Here is a 22,150-nt window from a genome sequence, read left to right as displayed (position 1 = left end):
TACTTCTTAGACCGTATCCTGAACGTTGTTTTGAATATATGCTAAACACGAATCAAAGTCTTCGAATATATAATTCTCAGGCACCAAGTCAGGAACGATATCAATATGTTCCATCATATATCTTGGTTGCTTTGCTAAGCCTACAAATAGTACTTTAATACCTTTTTCCTGAAGTCCTAGAATGATTTCTTCCATCGTATATAATCCCGACTGATCCATGTATTGCATTTTGGCCAATCGTACGATCACCACTTTAGAAGTATCCGGAATCTGCGCTGCCAAATTCTGGAAATCACTCGTAGATCCAAAGAATAACGGTCCTTTTAGATGTTTGATAAACACTTCTTCTTTCAACTTATCCGGAAAGTTTTTCTCATCACTCCAAGCTTCTTCTTTTAGCGGCTTTACATCAGATCGTTCGGCTGTAAGATCCCCAATTTTTTTCATAAACATCAAACAGGCTATCACCAATCCAATACCAACTGCGTATACTAAATTCCAAAAAGTCGATAAGATCAATACCACAAACATGATCAATACTTCAGAACTTACTTTAATAGGTCCTAATTTGATGTCTTTAGGCATGCTTGGTACTGCTTTTAGCCCTTTATAATCCATGACACCAATTCCTACCGTAATTAAGATTCCTGCGAGTACGGCAGCAGGTATTTTAGAAGCTACGGGTGCTAATCCTAACATCACAACCAACAAAACCAATCCAGCGATCATACCTGATAATCTTGTTCTACCACCAGCATTGATATTTACCACAGTTCGTATGGTCGCTCCTGCTCCAGGAATTCCACCAAACAATGATGCTATCGTATTACCAATACCTTGTCCAACAAGTTCTTTATTAGGTTTGTGTCGGGTTTTAGTCATATTATCGGCAATTACACTCGTTAATAAAGAGTCTATTGCTCCCAAGAGTGCCAACGTAAAGGCAGTAAATATATAAGGTGTAATACTAGCTAGACTAAAGCCTGTAAATATTTCCCATCTTGGTAAAGGCAAACCACTTGGAATCTCTTTAATTGGTCGATAATCTAACCCAAAACCATAGGCAATACCAGACATTACTATGAGTGCAACTAAAGTACTCGGTATCGCTTTTGTAATTCGTTTAAACCCGTAAATGATAAAAATGGTTCCTAATGCTAATAATAGTTCTAACCAATTAATATTCTGTAAAGCTCTAGGCAATGCTTTAATGGCTCCTAATGCACCAGAGGCTTCTTTTCCTGCTAAGGTTTGCGATTCTTTTAAAATATCAGCTTCCGAAATTGTTTCAGCTTTGGTAATCGTTTGTTTAAAATCTTCTAAAACCAAAATACCTTTACCTGCTTCTTCTTGTAAAATGTTCTTCAGGATTACTTCTTCTGCTTCTGGTTTAAATTTTGACACAAACTCCGCATCTTCTTTAGGATAATATCCAACAGACGGTAATATTTGCGTTAATAGGATGATCACTCCAATGGCTGTCATAAAACCAGAAACTACAGGATATGGGATATATTTAATATACTTTCCAATTCCGATGGCTCCCAACAGAATTTGTATCAATCCGCATAATAAAAAGATAGTGAGTATTGCAGGTAAGGCTTTTTCTACACTTCCGTCATTTGCAGCAATAATTCCAGCGATCACCACCATACTTACAGCAGTCATTGGTGCTGTAGGACCAGAGATTTGTGTATTAGTTCCTCCAAAAAGTGCAGCAAAAAAGCTAATAAAAATAGCTCCATACAATCCTGCTGTAGGTCCTAATCCAGATGATACTCCAAATGCTAAAGCCAATGGCAATGCTACAATACCAGAAGTTAATCCACCAAAAGCATCTCCTTTAAAATTGCTAAAAAATCCTTTCATTACACGTATGTTATTTCCTTAGAAGTTTTAATTCGTTGTTTAAATGTCTAATGTAAAACTATTAAAATAAAACAAAAAAACCGGCATTACTGTATGCCGGTTTTTTTAAAAGCTTGATATTGTACTTTAAGCTTCAAAGAAAGTTACACTTCCATTGCTAATATCATACATTCCACCAATGATCATAATTTCACCATTAGCTTCCATTTCTTTAAGCACTTCACTTTGATCTTTTATATTTTGAATCGTCATATTCACATTTTGCTCTGCAACTTCGTTTACAAAGTCGATATTTTTTGAAGTTCTTTCTGCTGGATCTGCAGGTTCTGTCACTGCTGCTACAGCAGGTTTGATCTTACTCAATAAGGCAGTAAGATTTCCTAATTTTGCATCATCACAAGCTCCTTTTACTGCTCCACATGCTGTATGTCCAAGTACTAAAACCAACTTAGTACCCGCAAGTTTACAAGCAAACTCCATACTTCCTAAAATATCCTCATTTACGAAATTACCAGCTACACGAGCGCTAAAGATATCTCCTATTCCTTGATCAAAAATCAACTCTGAAGATACTCTAGAGTCAATACAGCTAAGGATCGTTGCAAAAGGAAACTGACCTGATTTGGTATCATTTACCTGATCCAACAGATCTCTATCTGCCATCAATTTTTGCTGAAATCTTTGGTTTCCTTCTTTTAGCAATTGTAACGCTATTTGTGGTGTTATTGCCGCCTGTGTTTCTTTAGTATGTGCTTTCATATATATTTTTTTGTAATTTTTCTTTACGTTAAAATGAAATTTCCTTAACAACATCCATCATACAATCATTACATCGATATAAGGTTATTTCCTACTCTTTTAGTTTCTTAATTCAGTTTTGGTCTCAACTTGAAAAAGTCAATATAACTTTCAGGGTTTTCCTCTGTACCTCGTTGGGATATTAACTTCACTGTAATATTTCTATTTCTTGCTTTATCCTTAAAATCATCTAATATTTCGATCACATCATGATCTAAATAAGTTGTTTTTGTCACATCTAATTCTAAATAAGAATTTTCTGGTAAGGCATCTAACTCTTTTAATATGGTTGCCTTATTGAAAAAGGTAACCTCTTCGGCTAAGGTCATTTTGATTTTAGAAGTACCTGCACTTTCCTCTTTATGAAGGAAGTGAGAGTTTTGGTAACTTTTGATAAGTGTAATTACAATTCCTACAGCAAGTCCAATACCTATTCCCCACAACAAATCTTTAAATACAATAAATACTACTGTAATGATAAAAGGAACAAATTGCTTCCATCCAGCACTCCACATCGCTTTAAACGTAGAAGGTTTTGCTAATTTATAACCTACTAAAAGTAGTATAGCAGCTAATACAGAAAGTGGAATTTTATTAAGTATGGTAGGAATTAACATTACAGAAATTAATAAGAAAAATCCATGAATAATAGCTGACATTTTTGATTTTCCTCCGGATTGAATATTCGCAGAACTACGAACGATTACCTGTGTAATTGGAAGTCCTCCGATTAATCCTGATACTATATTTCCTGCTCCTTGCGCAATTAATTCTCTATTGGTAGGTGTTACTCTTTTTTGTGGATCTAGCTTATCTGTTGCTTCTACACAAAGTAAGGTTTCCAAACTTGCAACCAGTGCGATGGTAAAGGCTGTCACGTAGATTTCAGTTTTGGTAATTACCTCCCAATTTGGCATGGTAAACTGAGCTAAAAAAGAATCCGCATCAGCTGGAACTGGAACGTTTACCAGGTTTTCTGTACTAATTCCTAAACTTCCTGAATCTCCGAAGACCAAATAAAATATGATTCCCAGCACTACAGCTACTAATGGTCCTTGTACCAATTGAAAGATCTTACCTTTCTTTGATAATACATTTTGCCATAACAACAAAATACCTAAACCTACCACTGCGATCAGTGTCTCACCCACACTAATATTTAATAATGAATTGTATATCGGTGCAAATAACCCTTCTCCTTTTTGCGGAGTATAACCGAAGAAATACGGAATCTCTTTAAGAAAAATGATAATACCGATACCTGTTAACATCCCTTTGATCACTGAAGAAGGAAAAAAGTACCCGATAACACCAGCTTTTAAAACTCCGAATAGAATTTGAATAACTCCAGCCAGTACTACAGCTACTAAAAAATCTTCGAACCCAAGAGAAACAATCGCTGCAAAAACGATCGCTGCAAGACCTGCTGCTGGTCCACTCACTCCAATTTGAGAACCACTAATAGCTCCTACTACGATACCTCCTACAATACCGGCTATTAAACCTGAGAATAAAGGAGCTCCACTAGCTAAGGCAATTCCTAGACATAAAGGCAAGGCCACAAAAAAGACGACAATACTTGCAGGTATGTCAGACTTTAAACTTTGAAATAATTTTGAATTACTCATAAAACATACATAAGTAACGAAACTTATTTTCGTTACATTTTTTAAAATTGAAAAAATTGAATTTTGAGTTAAATAGTACTTTCTTATACTTTATTTGAACTCTAAGTGTGCTATAAAATTATCCTACCTCTGGCGGTGGAGTGGTATATTCTAAATAGACTGATAAATTTTCATATATCAGATCGGGATAATATTTTATACTGTAGTGTGATATTCCGGTATGCTTATTATCAGCATACTGAGAAATCTTATCTTTTTCCTTTAAATCTTCCTTCTCAGATCCATCCTTTTCGTTTGATTCAGATTTTTCTTCTGTATCATCGATGGCATAACTAATAGAAATTATATCATCTCCATAAAAATCTAGCAGCCCAACAATATAATTACTCGCGTTTAATAGAAAACCCGAGATAATCAAAAATCTAGCAATTTTAATTTTTATGGATTGCATAAATATTTTTTATGGGTTATAAAAATAATAGTAATACTTGCAAAATCTGTTAAATCCATTGTAAAATTAATTAACAATTTACCCTTAGAAAACCTATTTCTCCTAATATGTACTTGAGAATTAATAGATTTTAACTTTTTAAGCATTGTTTAAAAAATTTCAATCCACTAATTTTAAACACCTTGGAAAATAACACAGCAAATAGAATCATAATCATTGACGCTTTACGCGGTTTTTCATTGGCTGGTGTATGCTTAGTACATTTGAATGAACAGTATATTGCATCTGCTCCTTCAGAAAGTCTAATGGAAGTAACAAATACTATCTTTGATCAGATTTTAGGAGGAGTTATCGGTTTTTTCATTGTTGGTAAGTTCTTTGCCCTATTCTCTATTCTATTCGGGCTTAGTTTTTTTATACAAATGAATTCTGCATCCAAAAGGAATGAAGATTTTGGACTCCGTTTTCTATGGAGAGCATTTTTGCTTTTTATAATTGGGTATATTCATCAACTATTCTATAAAGGAGACATTTTAACCATTTATGCACTGCTAGCGCCTTTTTTAATTCCTTTTTATCGTATATCGAATAAGTGGATTTTACTTGTTTCAGGAGTATTTCTAATCAGTCTACCGAGATTTATTGCTTTTGCAATTTTAGGAAGCGAAAGTGCCTTCGGATTTTCTTCTATTATGGATGGAAATAGTCCCACCAATTTGGAGTATATCGCAACTTTGAAAGAAGGTAGCATTACAGAAGTTTTTGTTGCCAATGGTGTACAGGGAATGCTACAAAAAATGGATTTTCAAATTAGCGTATTCGCTAGATTTTACTTAACATTTGGTTATTTCCTAATTGGACTATGGTTAGGAAAAATAGGACTATTTCAAAAACTAAGTGAGAAAAGGTCTGATATCAAAAAATGGTTAAAAAGAGCTTCTATATTTTTCTTTATTGCCCTTGCACTTACAGCGGGCGTATTTGCCATTGCTCCGCAACCTGTCGATTTTAAAAGTTGGCTACACGCCATTGGAATAAACATCTTCGATTGGTCGAATATTGCGCTAACCGCTATTATTCTTTGTAGTTTCCTACTACTTTACCATAAGAAAAGATGGAATCGGTTTTTCTCTTTTTTCGAATCTTATGGTAGAATGGCACTAACGAATTATGTGTTGCAATCCATCATAGGTACTTTTTTACTTTTTGGATGGGGATTAGGACTTATGGGTAAATTACAAACGGTTTATTTAGTACTTATAGCCATTATCTTAATCATCATACAATCAGTGATCAGCAAATTCTGGTTGCAAAAATTCTATTTTGGACCATTGGAATGGGCTTGGAGAAGCGCTACCAAAGGTAAAATCCAACGGTTCAAAAAATAAGTATCATCAATTTCTCTCTATCTTTCTCAACTTTTGTTTCGCCTCTTCATTACCATCGATTTCAATTGCTTTCTTATAGTTTTTGATCGCTTCTTCATCTTCATCTTCAACAACATAAAAATCACCTAATGCTACATAGCTCTTTGAATTGTCTGGATGGAAGTCCACATTCATCTTTAGATATGCTAAGGCTTTGTCAGGAAGATCATGCCCTTCTAGCATAAAAGAGGCAATATCGTTTATAAGTTGCCATTCAGGTTTCATTTCTCTTCCCATATGAAAACTTAGTTCTTTATAATGCTTATAAAAAGGTTCTGTTAATTCTTCTTCAGAATATCCTTGTGGTGTATTAAATCGCCACATTTCTTTAAAAGGAAACCATGAAAAAACAGCTCTAAATCCATTATACTGTCCTGGAATAACAATACTTCCGTGATCCTCATTCTTAAAGTATTCCCATTCAAAGTCCAGCTCTCTCTTGTATTTAGCGAGTACATCATGAAACTTTAAATTAGCCCGAATTTGCTCCGTGATTTCGCTTCTATCTCTTCTTACTTTTACGGTATCCATACGCTCACCAATACTATTGGCGACAGCTACATATAAAGATTTGCCTTTATAATTTCTTTCATTGATGAGTTTTCTCGATTGTTTTACTAAATCTTCATCATCCCACCAAAGACTTGGATCTATTGCGATAAAATTATTGAAAACACTGTCATTATGTAAATAAGAATATATTACAAATAATCCGGCTGTAGAATGCCCTACTATGGTAGCGTTACTTTCAGTTTTATATGTTTCTGTTATTAGACAATGTAGTTCTTCATCTAAGAATTTTGCAAAATTCTTAGCACCTCCTGAAGTCTCCGTATTGTGTTTTCTGGAAGATTTTACATTAGTAGGCGTATAATCTCTAATTCCGTCTTCGCTTCTAATCCCTACAACTATAGATTTAGGAATCTGCCAATTATCCAAACGAGTCAACAAACCAGTAACAGAATGAAAATGTCCAACCGCATCCAACACATAAATAATCGGATATCTTTTTGTAGGATCATATTTTTCTGGCGTATGCACCCAAAATTCTCGTTGTTCTTTTAATACTTTAGAATATATACTATCTATTTTTCCTATAACTATTTCTCCCTTTGAGCTCTTCTTTTCCTGGCCATTTGTGTGTAGACCAATAAAAAATAATGATAGAATTACTACTAATTTCCAGTTTTCTAAATAAGTATGTGATTGAATCATGTTTAAATTTATTCTTTAATTTTTAAAGTATACAACTACATTATCAAAAAACCAGATTTGATAGTTTGTATTCCTTTTTTCTATTATTCTCTTGACTTTTGAAAAACCAAAAGTATTCTGAAAACCATGAACCAATCCCCTAAAAATGTGGGTTAGGTACAAAACAATGGGATTTAGGTATAAAAATTAATGTGGTAATAAGTGCTTATCGAACGTTTTTGAAACAGGAACGTCCATATGAGTAAGCGTAATTGTATTAGAATTCTTCCAAGATCTAAAATGTACAGGATTTATWAAATGTGAACGATGTACCTGGATCAAGAATTCCAATTCATCTTTCATGTTTTTAAGAGACGAACGTATTAACTTAGATCTAAGATTGCCTTCTTCAATAAAAAAAATTTCTACATAATTTTGAGCATTCGTTATACATACTAACTTAGATCTATCAACTTGTAGTACATCTAATCGATTTTCTCCTTTAATCTTTAGCACCTCATCTTTATCTTGCATTTCGGGTGTATCAGCAATAAGTCTTGATACATATATTCTTGCTAAAACTAGGATAGGTGTAAAAATCAATGAAAACTGAAAAACCAAACTAGCAAAATCCCAAAACTCATAAATTCCCCTAAAAAGAGGGCTTTTGTAAAGGTTATAACTAACTATTAAATTAAGTATATGGAAAAAGAGGATGGCACTTATTTCTAAGCTAATATTCCACTTTCTTATTTTGTCATAAACTACTTTTTGTAATATGGCAAGTATTGCATAGCAAACAAAGGCAATTGAACTAAACCCTATACTTATCTTATCCCAATCGAAATATGAAATTCCTGTATCAAAAGGTTTTATGTAATATGTGAAGACAAAAATCCAAAAACTAATAAAAATCCCAATGAGAAGATGAAGCTTAATAGAAGTATTTAGTTTGTTCATTTAGTCATTAAACATATTCATTCTGAATATATAAATTATAGTTGTAAAATATCGTTTGATTATTCGTTTTATGAATTGAATGAAATCAGAATCCTTAAAGTTCTTTTAGATCTGTAGCTGGAATCCAACCTATTTTACCATCAGCAAGTTTGATTTTTTTCCAATCATTTACCGTTTCAGTTACTTTAACCTTTGTTCCTTCATGAAGTTCGAATACTTCTTCACTTCTTAAATTTGGTTCACTTTTAATAGTACTTTCTTGTGCAAAAATAATTGCATATTGATTATTCGTGATAAAACTGTACTGTTTAAAAGCAAAAATTAGAGCGAAAACCCCTATAAGTAATGATATCCATGAACCTAAAAAGAAAAGTCTTTTTTTGGACGATATCCGTGCAGCATAATATAATAGAAACAAGATTACAAAAATAATAACGCAAAAAACGGAAATCCAAGCCCATGAATCAAAACTAAACATGTTGGTAAAGTTACCAATCGTTCTAGAAATCACACCTTCAGGTATGACATCTATTGCGTCTATTGTGGCGTTGTTTGCAAAAGATAAGTTGTTTTTAATATCTTCATCATTAGGAGCTAATTCTAACGCTTTTTCGTAATAATAAATACTTGGACCTATATTGCTCAATTTATAATTAGCATTGGCCAAATTATAATACAAAGATGCTGATTCCTGACCACTTTCCAGAATAGAAGTGTATGCATCAATAGCTTCTTGATATTGTTCTTGATTGTAAAAAGAATTTGCCTTTTCAAACAGTTGATCATTTTGAGCTATGCTTAGAAAGCCAATTAAAAAAACAATTATTGTTATGAATTTTTTCGCCATTATCTGTTTTTATAATTGTTTATCAATTGCTGCAATCACTCTAGATGCTTTGTCATAATCTTGTTGCATAGCTGTTGTAGAAGATGGTGTATATCTTGCAAATTCGCAGCTTTCTAACAACCCAATAAATTCTATTGAAGTAGCATCCTCAACTTCTCTTTCTTTCAATAATCTTTGGATACGATCTTTACTCATATCGCTGGTCTGTATATTCAGTTTTGCTTTTAAATAGTTGTGTAAAGCTCGTTCCATAGCGATATAAAAATCCTTTTGATTTCCCAAATTCTTTTTAGCTTCAGAAAGGTATTTTCTAGCCAACTTATCGGCTTTTCGAACTCTATTTCCGCTAACATCACTTAATCGTTCCTCTCTCTTTTTACCAAAAAACATAAATAAAGGAATTGCTAATAGAGGTGCAGTAAGTGCTACCCAAAATCCAGTAGATTTAAAGAAATATTGCTTTTGGATAGGTTCTAGATTCGCATCAAGCTTTAAAAAACGAAATTGACTTCCCGTTTGTGTTACCAATTTTTTAGTCGTTCCTGAATCATCTGTGTTTGCAACGATACTTACGCTATCAGGACCATTCTTAACATTGATCACAATTTCTTGAGAAGTAATTCTTTTATAAGTTTCTGTTTTAAGATCAAAATATGAGAAAGAAACTGGAGGAATTGGATACTTCCCTTTAAACTGTGGTACTAAGGTGTAAGAATCAGAAATACTTCCAGACATCCCAGTTATATTCGTTCGTACTCTCTCATTATGTTCTGGTTCATATTGTTCTAAACCATTAGGGACACTTAATTTTGGCAAGTCAAATAACTTTAAATTACCATTCCCGGATACCTGGATCTTTGTTTCTAAAGATTCTGTAGCATCTAGTTCGGTTCTATTTGGTGTTACTTTAAAATCAAAAGAACCCACAGCTCCTGAAAAATCAGCAGGTTTTCCTTCTAAAGGAAGTGGTTTAACATTGATAGTTCGCGTACCTGCAGCTACTGTTTTATTAACTGTGGTATACAATTTACCTCCGAAAATATCTCTACGATTCGTTGGAACATCTACTGCAATAGATAAGGTAAGCGGTTCTATTTCTAGTTTTCCTGTTTTTTGAGGATACAAAACTGTTTTTCCACATACCACAAAATTGTAAGGTTCTCCTTTATATTCTCCTCGTTCTACTCTTAACTGACCAATTTTTATCGCCTGACTCCAAAAATCACTATACTTTGGATTATCTATTTCTCTAAGGTTACTTATCTGGATTCTTGGACTTACATAAAGTTTATAAACGACAGTGATCGCTTCATTGAGATATGGATTTGTTTTGGAAACTTCGGCTACTAGATGTAAATTTTCACTTGCCACATAATCCGCATTATTACCGTCTTTAGGTTTATCTACTGCGCTCGTTACTTGAACTTTTACAGGTAACGTTTTATAGATCTGACCATCGATTTCAATTGTTGCTTGTCCGATGGTAAAATTTCCTCTCTTAGTTGGTGATAAAAAGTAGCTAAAAGTTTTGGCGTATGATCTTTTTCCATTAATCCAAGAATTACTAATCGATTGATTTGGTCCTCCAACCACGGTAAACCCTTTAAAGCTAGGTTGCGTAAAATTATCTCCATCTTGATTCATTTCGAAATCAACACGAAGTCTTTCGTTTACTCCTAATTTTTTCTTACTCACTTTAGCTTCAAATTTTACCTGAGCTAAACCGAGTTGAGAAACTGCTAAAAGTAATGTTAGAAAAATTAATCTTATGTTCATCAGCTTACCAATCTTTTTCAGTTTTTGTTTTTGCTCCTTTTGCTTTTTTAGCATTTATTTTATCCTGCACTTTTCTTTCTTCATTATTCATAGCTTCTAAAAGGCTTTTTACTTGCTGAGGAGATAATTGACCTTGCGCCTGCTGAGGTTGTTGTTTTTTCTCTTCTGGCTTTCCATCACCTTCTTTTTGATCTTTTTTCTTTTCTTTTCCATCTTCATTAGGATCGTCTTGCTTATCTTCTTTATCCTTGCCTTTCTCATCTTTTTTATTTTCCCCTTCATCTCCTTTTTGATCCTTATCGTCTCCACCTTCTTTTTTATCTTCCTTATTATCTCCGTCCTTTTTATCTTTATTTTCTTTGTCCTTGTTTTCGTCTTTATTCTGATCCTTATCTCCGCCTTTATCCTCATTTTGTTGCTTCTCTAGCATCTTCTTTGCCAATGCCAGATTGTATCGCGTTTCGTCATCTTTAGGATTATTTCTTAGCGCATTCTTATAGGCAGCTACTGCTTCTTTGTATTTCTTTTGCTCCATAAAGGTATTTCCTTGATTATGGAACGCTTTATGTTTTTCGGCTTTAGACGTTGCAGTTTTAGCAGCCTCTACATAACGTTGATTGGCTTCGTCATATTTTTCTGTATTATAATATGCATTTGCTAAATTATATTTAGCTGTTGGATCTACTGGATTTTTTGATATCGCCTTTCTATATTCWCCTTCTGCTTTGGGAAAGTTACCATCCTTAACAAGCACTTCGTTACCATTGGCTACAAATCGATCTGCTTCGGCAATAATCTCTTCACGATCTTCTTCTTGAGAAAAAGTAATCCCAAATTGAAAACATAACAATATGATTAATAAATTCCTCATAGCATTCTAATTTTACTCTACTCCTCGTTAAAAAGGTTCAATTTTTTTACCCAAGACGTTTTTCGCTCTAATAATAAAACATCTAAAAATAATAATAATAAACCTGCTGCTAAAAACCATTGAAATTGGTCTTTGAAATCGGCAAACTGTTTTGCTTCAAACTCTTTCTTATCCATACCTTGTAGTAGTTCTGTCACATTTTCTACCACATTACTAGTACTAGTTCCATCTATATACACTCCATTGGCTTCATTCGCAATTTCTTGCAAAATTGTCGTATTCAATTTCGTAATAACAGTTTCTCCTTGACTATTCTTCTTATACGTTTGTACAATTCCATTTCGTTTTATAGGAATAGGGCCTCCTTTTGTTGTGCCTACGCCTATTGTAAATATCTTGATTCCTTCTTTGGCAGCATCCTCTGCAATAGATCCTACATTTCCTTCATGATCTTCTCCATCGCTTATGATAAACAAAACTCGATTTGTTTGTTCTTCGTCGTTATAATAGGTTTTAGCTAATTCTATTGCTTCATTAATTGCTGTTCCTTGGGAAGATAGCATATCAGTATTCATAGATTGCAAAAACATCTTTGCCGAACCATAATCTGTAGTGATTGGTAGCTGTGGAAACGCACTTGCTGCATATGCGATAATTCCCACTCGATCACTAGCTAAATTATTGATAATTTGGGTAACTAATTGTTTAGACTTTTCTATCCTATTCGGAGCAATATCTTCGGCAAGCATACTTTTGGAAACATCTATTGCAAATACGACATCTACTCCTTCTCGCTTTACTGTTTCCAGCTTTGTACCGATTTTAGGGTTTACTAATGCAACAACGAAACATGCAAACGCTAGGCTAATCACTACTATTTTTAATACTGATTTAAAAACAGATTGATTGGGACTAAGTCGTTTTAACAGTTCTTTGTCAGCAAATTTTTTCTGTGTGGTTTTCTTCCATATCAAAACCCCAAGAAACAGTACTATTAGTACTGGTATTACCAACATCAACCAGAAATATATTTTTTCTTCTAATAAGTACATTCTTAATAAATTATATACTTTTTTAATTTTTAATTTTTAATGCAAATGCATTAATCTTCTCTTTTACTTCTAAAGAAAGTTCTTTGTTTTTGATCCAAGCATGAATATCTCCTAAATACTCCATTCCTAAATATGCAGCACTTCTTGAAAAGGGAAGATGATACTCTTCTACTCTATCATCATCATTACTGCAGCTAATCATCGCCATTTCCTTTCCTCTTAGCATACGACCAAAGTCTTTCTCTTTATATAAATAGTCAGAAATTCGATCCAAAAAAACCTTCATAATACCACTCATTGTATACCAATATACGGGTGTTGCAAGTACTATGGTTTGATAATTCTGAACCATATTTTTAAATATAATTTCAAAATCATCTTTATTTTGGAATTCATAATCGAAATAATTGATATCCCTTTGATTCAAATCTATCACATCAAAACCTGTCATTTTTTCAAGATATGAAACCACCACATGAGTGTCTCCATCACTTCTAGAACTTCCTTGAATTATAATTCCTTTTTTCATTTGTTAGATCAAATGTCTTTTTTCAATTTCAAATTTTAAACAAAACTTCTAAAAACAGTAAATCGAAGTAGAAACTCTATTAATAATAGTATACCAGCAAACAATACTAAAGGCCTAAATTTTTCTTCATAATTGTAAAATTTAAACTCCTCTACATCTGTTTTTTCTAACTTATCTATTTCTTCATATATCTGTTCCAACTTCTTGTTATCAGTAGCTCTAAAATATTTTCCTTTAGTAACTTTGGCAATCTCCTTTAAGAGTTCTTCATCTATTTCCACTTTCACATTTCCGTACTGGAATGTTCCATTAGGTCGTATCGCTACTGGAGCTAATGCCATTCCGTTTGTTCCTAAACCAATCGTATATGTCTTGATTCCATATTCTACAGCCAATTCTGAAGCAATCTTCGGGTCTATAAAACCAGCATTGTTAGATCCATCTGTTAATAGAATAATTACTTTACTTTTTGCTTTACTATCTTTTAATCTATTCACAGAAGTAGCTAAACCCATTCCAATGGCGGTACCGTTTTCTAATAAATTATTGTACTCAATCTCTTTCATTGCGCTAAGTACAATTGACTTATCACTAGTAATAGGCGTTTTTGTAAAACTTTCGGCAGCATACATTACCAAACCAATTCTATCATTCGGTCTACCTTGAATAAACTCTGCAGCTACATCTTTTAGCGCTTCCAATCGGTTAGGTCGTAAGTCTCTGGCCAACATACTTGCCGAAACATCAATTGCCATTACAATATCAATTCCTCTGGTAGTTTTGGTTTTAGTTGATACATCTACTGTTCTTGGTCTTGCTAATGCTACAATAATTAGTGCCATAGCAACTAATCTCAACAACAATAATAATGGTCTAATTTTAGCAAGTAAACTTCCAGTAGCTTTAAATCCTTTGATACTAGATATTTTTAGTTCAGCTTGTTGCTTATTGCGCTTCCAGAGATACCATGCTATTGCTAGAGGTAGTATTAAAAACAACCAGAAAAACTGTGGATTCTCAAATGTAATATTTTCAAACATTCCTATTTAGCGTTTCTAAGTTCTACTGAGTTTATAATACGTTGCGCCACATCTTTGGCATATCGGTCTTCTTTATCAAAAACAACCATAATTTGTTGAAATCCTCCATTTTCAGCAAAATTGAGCATTAGATAATCACTCTTTTGCTCCTTTTTTGTCACAGAATTCATTACTTCCAAACTTCCGTATACTTTGATTCCTTTTGCTCCTGCTAAGGTTTCATATTCTTCGTCTTTTACAGTAATATTTTTGGCTCCTTGAGATTCAAAATTTCCAACCACACCTTCTACTATTTTATTCAAATCAACTTCGGTCTTCTGGTTATACTGTATGGTGGAAACTGAGATAAAAAAGTTTCCTATAAGACTACCATAGACAAAGGTTTCATTACCTTTTAATATTTGTTTTTGTTCTTCAGTTAACTGAAAATTATTTCTGATTAACACTTTTGGAGTAGAAATAGTAACTGGTGGAGCTCCGTAAGCGCTACTGATCCATTCAGATTCTGCTAATTCTTTTGTTGGATGACCTAACAAAGAATCTTTTACTACATCATATCCTTTTACGAAAATAAAGATCATTAAAGTGATAGTGATAACGCCAACACCTGCAATACTTCCGAAAATAATTTTCCTTCTTAATTTTTTCTCAGCAACAGTTTTGCGATATTCTTCGTCTGCTAATAACTCTTCTTCAGTAGGTTCAGGAATTGCATTCTTAGTTTCATTAATAACCTTTTCAATAACATTTCTATCCGCTTTGGCTGTACCAATATCCGGTTTAGATTTTGCAAACTTCGCCATATCCGCAGTTTTAAGAACGGTTTTAAGTTCTTCTATAGTCTGCTTATCTAAGTTTAATGAACCTTTTTTGATCTCTTCATCCAAACGAGCAATTAGCTCATCGGTAGTGCTTTCCATAGCATGATCATATACTTCCTCATCTATATATTTTCGAGCAGTATCACTTAGTTGTGAATAGTATTCTTTATGTGAATCTTGCTCTAATAGATGTGATTCATCAATTCTCTGTAACGCAAGAATAGCTCTTTCATAAGGTGGTAGTTCTTTTTGTTTAGCCTCTTTTTTCTTCTTTCTTCTAAGAACGAAAAAAGTGATCAACCCTATCAATAAAAGTGGGATCAAAATCCACCACAGGTATTTTTTCCAATTAAAAAAAGAAGCATCTACCTCAACCAATGGCTTGATCTCGTACATTTTTTGTTTTGTGGTATCTACTAACACATCACGCACTTCTACTTTTAAAGAATCCGTAAAAAATACACGATCACCAACCATCACTTTTTGTCTTGGAATGGTGTAATATCCAGAATCAAACTGAGTTAAAGCATATTCTTTGATCAGATTAAACTTCCTTCCATTTTTTGTGGTATCCGTTTTATAAGATTCAATAACTTCTAATGGAGAAAATGTTTGTCCTTCTGGAAAAATAACAATTTCAGAAGAGTCTGCTTCCACCTGCATTTTGTATCGTATTTCTTCACCTATCAGAATAGAGGTTGAATCAATACTGGCTGCTACTTGTGCGTTCGTTTGAAGTCCTGCTAAAACGATAAAAAATAGTAACGATAACATCTTTACGGTTTTTCTTGAAAGTAGAAAACCAGTATTGTTATCAGTAATTCGTAATTCGTAATTTTTCATTATTTATTATCGCCTATCCTCTTCTTTTAAAATATCCTAGTAATTTCTTTACGTAGCTTTCATCAACTCTACTACTTAATGATCCAGCACCGCTTCTGGTAAAACTATCTCTAAAATAATCAACTCGATCCTGATAGTATTTAGCATAATTCATTCGTACCTTTTTAGAAGCTGTATTTACCATAAGTAATTCTCCAGTTTCTTCATCCTCCATTTGCACCATACCTAAATTTGGTATTTCCTCTTCTCGCTGATCATATACTCGAATTCCAGTAACATCATGTTTTCCTCCAACTATTTTTAAGGTTTGTTGGTAATCATCTGTAATAAAATCAGAAAGCACAAATACAATCGCTTTCTTCTTCATTACATTGGATAAGAACTTCAATGCTTCTGTTATATCTGTTTTTGTACTCTTTGGTTCATACTCTAATAGTTCACGTATGATACGAAGTACATGAGATCTTCCTTTTTTAGGAGGAATGAATAACTCAATTTCATCTGTAAAAAGTATCAGACCAATTTTATCATTATTTTGAGTAGCAGAAAAAGCTAAGGTCGCTGCAATTTCGGTAATTATTTCTTTCTTGAATTGTTGTTTTGTACCGAACAGTTGGGATCCAGAAACATCAACCATCAACATCATCGTGAGCTCTCTTTCCTCTTCAAAAACTTTTATATAAGGTTCATTGTAACGTGCTGTAACATTCCAATCAATATTACGGACATCATCTCCAAATTGATACTGACGTACTTCACTAAAAGTCATACCACGTCCTTTGAAGGTAGAATGGTATTCTCCTCCAAAAATATGATCACTCAAGCGCCTTGTCTTGATTTCAATTTTCCGAACTTTTTTTAGTAACTCTTTAGTATCCATTTACTCGCCTCTAGGCTCGTTTAGTATTTAGTAATTAGTAGTTAGTACAAAGAGATTTGTTGTTTGGCACTTAAGACCTAAGACTTTGTACTAATGCGCAGCATCTACTATGGCACTTCGATTTCGTTTACAATCTTATTGATAATATCTTCTGAGGTAACATTTTCTGCTTCCGCTTCATAGGTAATACCAATACGATGACGTAATACATCATGCACAACTGCTCGTACATCTTCTGGAATTACATATCCTCTTCTTTTTATAAATGCGAAACATTTTGCTGCAGTTGCCAAATTGATACTTCCCCTTGGAGAAGCTCCAAAATTAATAAGTGGCTTTAAGTCTTCTAAACCATATTTTTCTGGATAACGAGTAGCAAAAATGATATCAAGAATATATTTTTCAATTTTTTCATCCATATATACCTCTCTTACCGCTTTTTGAGCACTAAGAATTTGATCGATGGATACCACTGGATTTACTTTTTCGAAACTACCTTTTAGATTTGCTCGTACTATTAATTGCTCCTCTTCTAACTTAGGATAATCGATTACCGTTTTTAGCATAAAACGGTCTACTTGTGCTTCAGGCAAAGGATACGTACCTTCTTGTTCAACAGGGTTTTGAGTTGCCATTACTAAGAAAGGTTTATCCAAAACAAACGTTTCATCGCCAATCGTAACCTGCTTCTCCTGCATTGCTTCTAATAAAGCACTTTGCACTTTGGCAGGAGCACGGTTAATCTCATCTGCAAGCACAAAATTTGCGAATATTGGACCTTTTTTAATGGAAAAATCATTTTCCTTCATATTATAAATCAGCGTACCCACTACATCTGCAGGAAGTAAATCTGGTGTAAACTGAATACGACTAAAACTTCCTCTTACTGCTTTAGATAATGTATTGATTGCTAAAGTTTTTGCTAATCCAGGTACCCCTTCTAACAATATATGACCTTGTCCAAGTAATCCAATAAGTAATCGTTCTACCATATGTTTTTGACCTACGATTACTTTATTCATTTCTAATGTAAGGAGGTCTACAAAGGCAGATTCTCTTTGTATTTTCTCATTGATTGAAGCAATATCAATAGAACTATTTTCTTCCATCTATTCTTTTTTTTAAAGGCGTGAATTTAACATTCATGTTTCAACATTGCAAATTGTTAAATTATTTTTCTTCTTCTTGTTAATTATAGGTTAAATGTATCCTCTTAAAATACGCTTACGCCCAAATTTTACAGTATCTTTAGATCTTTCACTGAAAAAACGGACGTAACAATTTTCATCGGCTTTCGCGATGATGTTCTCTAATGACGAAAGTATATGATTGATGTTGCAAAAAATCCATTCGAAAGAAATAAAACAATTTAATAGATGAAAACAGCATTAATAACAGGTGCCACCAGCGGGATTGGAAAATCTACTGCTTTTGAACTTGCTAAACATCAAATTAATCTAATAATATGTGGAAGAAGGCAAGAACGGCTGGATCAACTAAAAAAGGAATTGGAAAAAACGATAAAGGTCCATACGCTTTGTTTTGATGTTCGAGAAAAAGAAAATGTTTTTAAAAGTATTGAAGAACTCCCAGAGGAATTTAGTACCATAGATATTTTAATTAATAATGCTGGAAATGCGCACGGTTTGGATCCAGTACAAACAGGCGCTATTGAGGATTGGGATTCTATGATCGATATTAATGTAAAAGGATTGTTATATGTTTCTAAAGCAGTAATTCCAAAAATGATTTCTCAAAAATCAGGTCACATCATAAATATTGGTTCTATAGCAGGTAAAGAAGTGTACCCAAATGGTAATGTATATTGTGCTAGTAAACATGCTGTTGATGCAATCAATAAAGGAATGCTAATTGATCTTAATTCGCACGGAATACGTGTAGGAGCTGTACATCCTGGATTAGTGGAAACAGAATTTAGTAACGTAAGATTCAAAGGAGACGATGCGAGAGCTGATAATGTTTATAAAGGTTTTGACCCTTTAAGACCCGAAGATATTGCCGATATTATTGCTTTTGTAGTTACCAGGCCTTATCACGTGAATATTTCGGATCTTGTCGTTTTACCAACTGCTCAAGCGAACAGTGTGATTGTGAACAAAAATTGATAATTTCTTTATTATCATTGTATTGCAAACCCGATAAAATTAACTAAGTTTAACTTGGGAAATGTGCTGATTGCTATTTGTGAATGGAATGATTAATAAACGCCTTCTTATCAAAAACCTACTTGCTCATAATGACGAAAACAGTTTTTATGACAAAAAGCGCAAACTAAATATTGGGGAAAAAGAAGGAAAGGCCAAGTTTCTAAAGCATATTTGTGCACTGTCGAATTCAAACCCCAAAAACAATTCTTATATCGTTATTGGCGTAGAAGATGAGGATAATGAAATTGAAGGAGTAGATTTTTTTGACGATAGTAAAATTCAGAATCTTGTGAATGCCTATTTACAAAACCCTCCTATCGTATCCTATGAGAATATTCCTTTCCCGCATTTACCATCTGACAAAGTAGTAGGATTAGTAACTATTCGACCACAAGGAGGAAAACTCTGCGCATTGAGAAAAAATATATGGAAATACTATGGTGGCAGTGTTTTTTTTAGAGATGGAAGCATTAGTATGCCCAAAGTTTTTGATATCGAAATCAAAGATGTCAATTCTGAAATTGTAAGTGCCATAGAAAGTCATGCACAAAATAACATAGAGCTTACTCTCGATGGTGTTTTTGATTTTATGAATTCTCGCAAAGACTATAGTCCTTCGTATAAAGTGTTTAAAGAATATTTTGTAGTATGCTGGGCAGCAAAAGAGAAACGTAAAAATGGTAAAACCTATTATTCAAGAGTAGATATAGAGTTGATTAATGAACATGTAAAACTTTTCTATTCAGAATTAGACGAAGTAAATATCACCTTATCTGATGATCAGTTTAAGATTGTAGAATATGTATATATGGGGCTTCAGGATACCTATCAATATTATCCGCTAGAAGAAGTTGTCATTACCTTTAAAGATAATGGTAGTTATGATATTGATAATAAATTGCTTTTCGAGCCTCCTAAATTTGATAAAAAAACACTATATCATCTTTACAATAGTAATAATGCCCTAATTGAAAAATTAAGAAATAAGATTCCTTTAACTAAGAATGACAAATCTGATATAGTTAATCTTCCTGCTACCTATTTGATCTGTTATTTGAACGACTTCTCTGAAGCCAAAGACAAACTAGAAGAAGCAAAACCTTATCTTAAAGCATATAATTCAGAAGTGTATTCTTTGTATAAAGAAAGTATGAGAATTTTGAGAAAAGTGAGGTATAATTAAACTAAAAACACCTTACTGAGGTACTGATTATTGCGTATTTTCCAATTCATAAAGTAGTTTTCATTGATTTTCGTAAAAACATACTTTTAGATACATTCTGGTGATGTTTTGAACATCTTAAAATAGTATATTGAAAGCCAATAAATAAAATACATGAGTAGGACAATTGTTATTGGTGATATTCACGGTGCATTAAAAGCACTTAAACAATTAATTAACAAGGCTAAAATCACCACTGCTGATACTTTAATTTTTCTAGGAGACTACGTAGACGGATGGAGCGACAGTGCTCAGTTAATATCATTTCTCATTGATTTACAAGAAAGCCATAATTGTATTTTTATAAGAGGGAATCATGATGAGCTTTGCTATACCTGGTTAACCAAAAACACGTATAATCCAAAATGGATGGAACATGGAGGTCAAGCGACTATTGATTCTTACAGCAAACTACCCGAAGAAGAGAAAATCGCTCATCTTAGATTTTATGAAAGGTTATTGAATTATCATATTGATGATCATAATCGATTATTTCTACATGCTGGTTTCACAAATTTGCATGGTCCTCATCACGAGTATTTTGACAAACTATTCTATTGGGACAGAACATTATGGGAAACTGCTCTTTCAATAGATCCGAAATTAGAAAAAACAGACCTCTATTATCCAAAAAGACTTTTGTTATTTGATGAGATCTACATTGGACATACTCCTGTTACTAGAATTAATAAAACGACACCTGTAAACGCCACATGTGTTTGGAATATTGATACCGGAGCAGCTTTTAAAGGACCACTAACAGCTATGAACATAGATACAAAAGAATATTGGCAGAGCGATCCGGTTTATCTTTTATATCCGAATGAAATAGGAAGGAATTAAATACTCCAAAGTCCTTTTTACACTTAAAAGAAAAATAAAGCCATTTACTAGTAGAATACTTTCAAATTCTAAATTCATAGATCTTCTTTTGCTATATGTTCTTAATATAGATAGAAAAGAATATTTTATGAAGTTGAATAGTTTTAGTTGTATGTTAATTATTGGTTGTTTTTTCTTTTCTTCTTGTGAAGAAGATGAAATGTTAGCGGTAGATCCGAATGATTCCATTGCAAAGCTATTATCTACCTCTCTTGAAAATTATATAAATGCTTCTAATGATGAGTGGGTTATGATTACAGAACAAGAGTACCAAAATCTTTCCATAGGTATCTCTAATATAAGCATAGTTGGAACCTCCGATCAAAATTATGATACCACATCAGATATTATTACTACAAGTTCATCTCCTTCTACATTGACAAATGAAACGACAACAGCTATAATGCCGAGAAAAAGTTATCTTTTTGCTTTTAAATATCATGCAGTTTCTGCGGTAAATCAACCTGGTTGTAAAATAAAGCTTTCGGATACTAGCAATACTGAAGGTTATTCAGATATTGGTAACAACCTGCCCATACATTCTGCTTATAACAAAGATGTGTTCTTTGTATTAAAGGGAAATAATACACCAACTACAGACCTTGGCTATTTGGCCTTTTTTAAACCTGCTGGTTTAACTATAGGAAGAAAAACAAGTACAAATAATAACACCTATTTTTTCGAGCTTGGCGATACCAATGAAGTTACTGAACAAACTAGTACGCCTTTAAAAGTATTATATCAAGGACTTAGTACCACAAACAAACAGTGGTGATTAAAAAATCATTTTGAAATAGTGGATAATCCCTTCAAAAAATAACAAATTAAATCAATTTTGTGTATTTCATCGAAAAATTAAGCATTTAAACGTATTTTTGATTCTTTTAGTGTA

General features: G+C 33.1%; 20 protein-coding genes. 5 read left to right on the top strand and 15 right to left on the bottom strand.

Features of this window, described 5'->3' with window-relative positions; genetic code table 11:
- Positions 1 to 6 precede the first annotated feature (6 nt).
- The 4 genes from GBO31_RS00865 to GBO31_RS00850 form a co-directional block, all read right to left on the bottom strand.
- The gene (locus GBO31_RS00865) at positions 7 to 1,869 is read right to left on the bottom strand and encodes a SulP family inorganic anion transporter (RefSeq protein WP_219006406.1); all 1,863 of its coding nucleotides are present in this window, start codon (positions 1,867 to 1,869) and stop codon (positions 7 to 9) included.
- Between the two features lie 126 nt (positions 1,870 to 1,995).
- A complete protein-coding gene (locus GBO31_RS00860; RefSeq protein ID WP_219006405.1) occupies positions 1,996 to 2,628 on the bottom strand; it encodes a carbonic anhydrase family protein in 633 nt (210 codons plus the stop codon).
- 107 nt (positions 2,629 to 2,735) lie between these two features.
- Positions 2,736 to 4,295 carry a SulP family inorganic anion transporter gene (locus GBO31_RS00855; protein WP_219006404.1) on the bottom strand — a complete coding sequence of 520 codons (1,560 nt, stop codon included), beginning with the start codon at positions 4,293 to 4,295 and terminating at the stop codon, positions 2,736 to 2,738.
- Between the two features lie 118 nt (positions 4,296 to 4,413).
- Positions 4,414 to 4,746 carry a hypothetical protein gene (locus GBO31_RS00850; RefSeq protein ID WP_219006403.1) on the bottom strand — a complete coding sequence of 111 codons (333 nt, stop codon included), beginning with the start codon at positions 4,744 to 4,746 and terminating at the stop codon, positions 4,414 to 4,416.
- A 182-nt stretch (positions 4,747 to 4,928) separates the two neighbouring features.
- On the opposite strand from GBO31_RS00850, the gene GBO31_RS00845 reads away from it, so the two are divergent.
- Entirely contained in the window at positions 4,929 to 6,134 is a 1,206-nt protein-coding gene (locus tag GBO31_RS00845; protein ID WP_219006402.1) for a DUF418 domain-containing protein, read from the top strand.
- Between the two features lie 6 nt (positions 6,135 to 6,140).
- Here the strand turns inward: GBO31_RS00845 and GBO31_RS00840 are convergent, their stop codons facing one another.
- The 11 genes from GBO31_RS00840 to GBO31_RS00790 form a co-directional block, all read right to left on the bottom strand.
- Positions 6,141 to 7,388: an alpha/beta hydrolase-fold protein gene (locus GBO31_RS00840; protein ID WP_219006401.1), complete on the bottom strand. Its 1,248-nt coding sequence runs from the start codon at positions 7,386 to 7,388 to the stop codon at positions 6,141 to 6,143.
- Between the two features lie 186 nt (positions 7,389 to 7,574).
- Positions 7,575 to 8,327, bottom strand: a complete 753-nt coding sequence (locus GBO31_RS00835) for a LytTR family DNA-binding domain-containing protein (protein WP_219006400.1) — start codon at positions 8,325 to 8,327, stop codon at positions 7,575 to 7,577.
- 94 nt (positions 8,328 to 8,421) lie between these two features.
- Entirely contained in the window at positions 8,422 to 9,174 is a 753-nt protein-coding gene (locus GBO31_RS00830) for a tetratricopeptide repeat protein (RefSeq protein ID WP_219006399.1), read from the bottom strand.
- A gap of 9 nt (positions 9,175 to 9,183) precedes the next feature.
- A complete protein-coding gene (locus tag GBO31_RS00825; RefSeq protein WP_219006398.1) occupies positions 9,184 to 10,950 on the bottom strand; it encodes a BatD family protein in 1,767 nt (588 codons plus the stop codon).
- A gap of 4 nt (positions 10,951 to 10,954) precedes the next feature.
- Positions 10,955 to 11,821 carry a tetratricopeptide repeat protein gene (locus GBO31_RS00820; RefSeq protein ID WP_219006397.1) on the bottom strand — a complete coding sequence of 289 codons (867 nt, stop codon included), beginning with the start codon at positions 11,819 to 11,821 and terminating at the stop codon, positions 10,955 to 10,957.
- A gap of 17 nt (positions 11,822 to 11,838) precedes the next feature.
- A complete protein-coding gene (locus GBO31_RS00815) occupies positions 11,839 to 12,873 on the bottom strand; it encodes a vWA domain-containing protein (RefSeq protein ID WP_219006396.1) in 1,035 nt (344 codons plus the stop codon).
- Positions 12,874 to 12,895: 22 nt separating this feature from the next.
- The gene (locus GBO31_RS00810; protein WP_219006395.1) at positions 12,896 to 13,402 is read right to left on the bottom strand and encodes a flavodoxin family protein; all 507 of its coding nucleotides are present in this window, start codon (positions 13,400 to 13,402) and stop codon (positions 12,896 to 12,898) included.
- A 35-nt stretch (positions 13,403 to 13,437) separates the two neighbouring features.
- Positions 13,438 to 14,442, bottom strand: coding sequence for a vWA domain-containing protein (locus GBO31_RS00805; protein ID WP_219006394.1), 1,005 nt, complete (start codon positions 14,440 to 14,442; stop codon positions 13,438 to 13,440).
- Between the two features lie 2 nt (positions 14,443 to 14,444).
- Positions 14,445 to 16,106 (bottom strand): DUF4381 domain-containing protein, encoded by a 1,662-nt coding sequence (locus tag GBO31_RS00800; protein WP_219006393.1) that lies wholly within the window; start codon positions 16,104 to 16,106, stop codon positions 14,445 to 14,447.
- Between the two features lie 13 nt (positions 16,107 to 16,119).
- The gene (locus GBO31_RS00795) at positions 16,120 to 16,986 is read right to left on the bottom strand and encodes a DUF58 domain-containing protein (protein ID WP_219006392.1); all 867 of its coding nucleotides are present in this window, start codon (positions 16,984 to 16,986) and stop codon (positions 16,120 to 16,122) included.
- A 107-nt stretch (positions 16,987 to 17,093) separates the two neighbouring features.
- Complete coding sequence (locus tag GBO31_RS00790) at positions 17,094 to 18,095, bottom strand: AAA family ATPase (RefSeq protein ID WP_219006391.1); 1,002 nt, start codon at positions 18,093 to 18,095, stop codon at positions 17,094 to 17,096.
- Between the two features lie 267 nt (positions 18,096 to 18,362).
- Here GBO31_RS00790 and GBO31_RS00785 point away from each other — a divergent pair, with 267 nt between their 5' ends.
- The 4 genes from GBO31_RS00785 (at position 18,363) to GBO31_RS00770 (ending at position 22,033) form a co-directional block, all read left to right on the top strand.
- Positions 18,363 to 19,112: an SDR family NAD(P)-dependent oxidoreductase gene (locus tag GBO31_RS00785; protein ID WP_219006390.1), complete on the top strand. Its 750-nt coding sequence runs from the start codon at positions 18,363 to 18,365 to the stop codon at positions 19,110 to 19,112.
- A gap of 88 nt (positions 19,113 to 19,200) precedes the next feature.
- Positions 19,201 to 20,337 (top strand): ATP-binding protein, encoded by a 1,137-nt coding sequence (locus GBO31_RS00780; protein ID WP_219006389.1) that lies wholly within the window; start codon positions 19,201 to 19,203, stop codon positions 20,335 to 20,337.
- A gap of 153 nt (positions 20,338 to 20,490) precedes the next feature.
- Positions 20,491 to 21,219 carry a metallophosphoesterase family protein gene (locus GBO31_RS00775; RefSeq protein WP_219006388.1) on the top strand — a complete coding sequence of 243 codons (729 nt, stop codon included), beginning with the start codon at positions 20,491 to 20,493 and terminating at the stop codon, positions 21,217 to 21,219.
- A gap of 127 nt (positions 21,220 to 21,346) precedes the next feature.
- Positions 21,347 to 22,033 carry a hypothetical protein gene (locus tag GBO31_RS00770; RefSeq protein ID WP_219006387.1) on the top strand — a complete coding sequence of 229 codons (687 nt, stop codon included), beginning with the start codon at positions 21,347 to 21,349 and terminating at the stop codon, positions 22,031 to 22,033.
- Positions 22,034 to 22,150 lie beyond the last annotated feature (117 nt).

It is taken from the genome of Aquimarina litoralis, assembly GCF_019295435.1.
In the GTDB taxonomy this organism is placed as follows: domain Bacteria; phylum Bacteroidota; class Bacteroidia; order Flavobacteriales; family Flavobacteriaceae; genus Aquimarina; species Aquimarina litoralis_A.
This window is presented reverse-complemented; position numbering and strand designations above follow the sequence as displayed.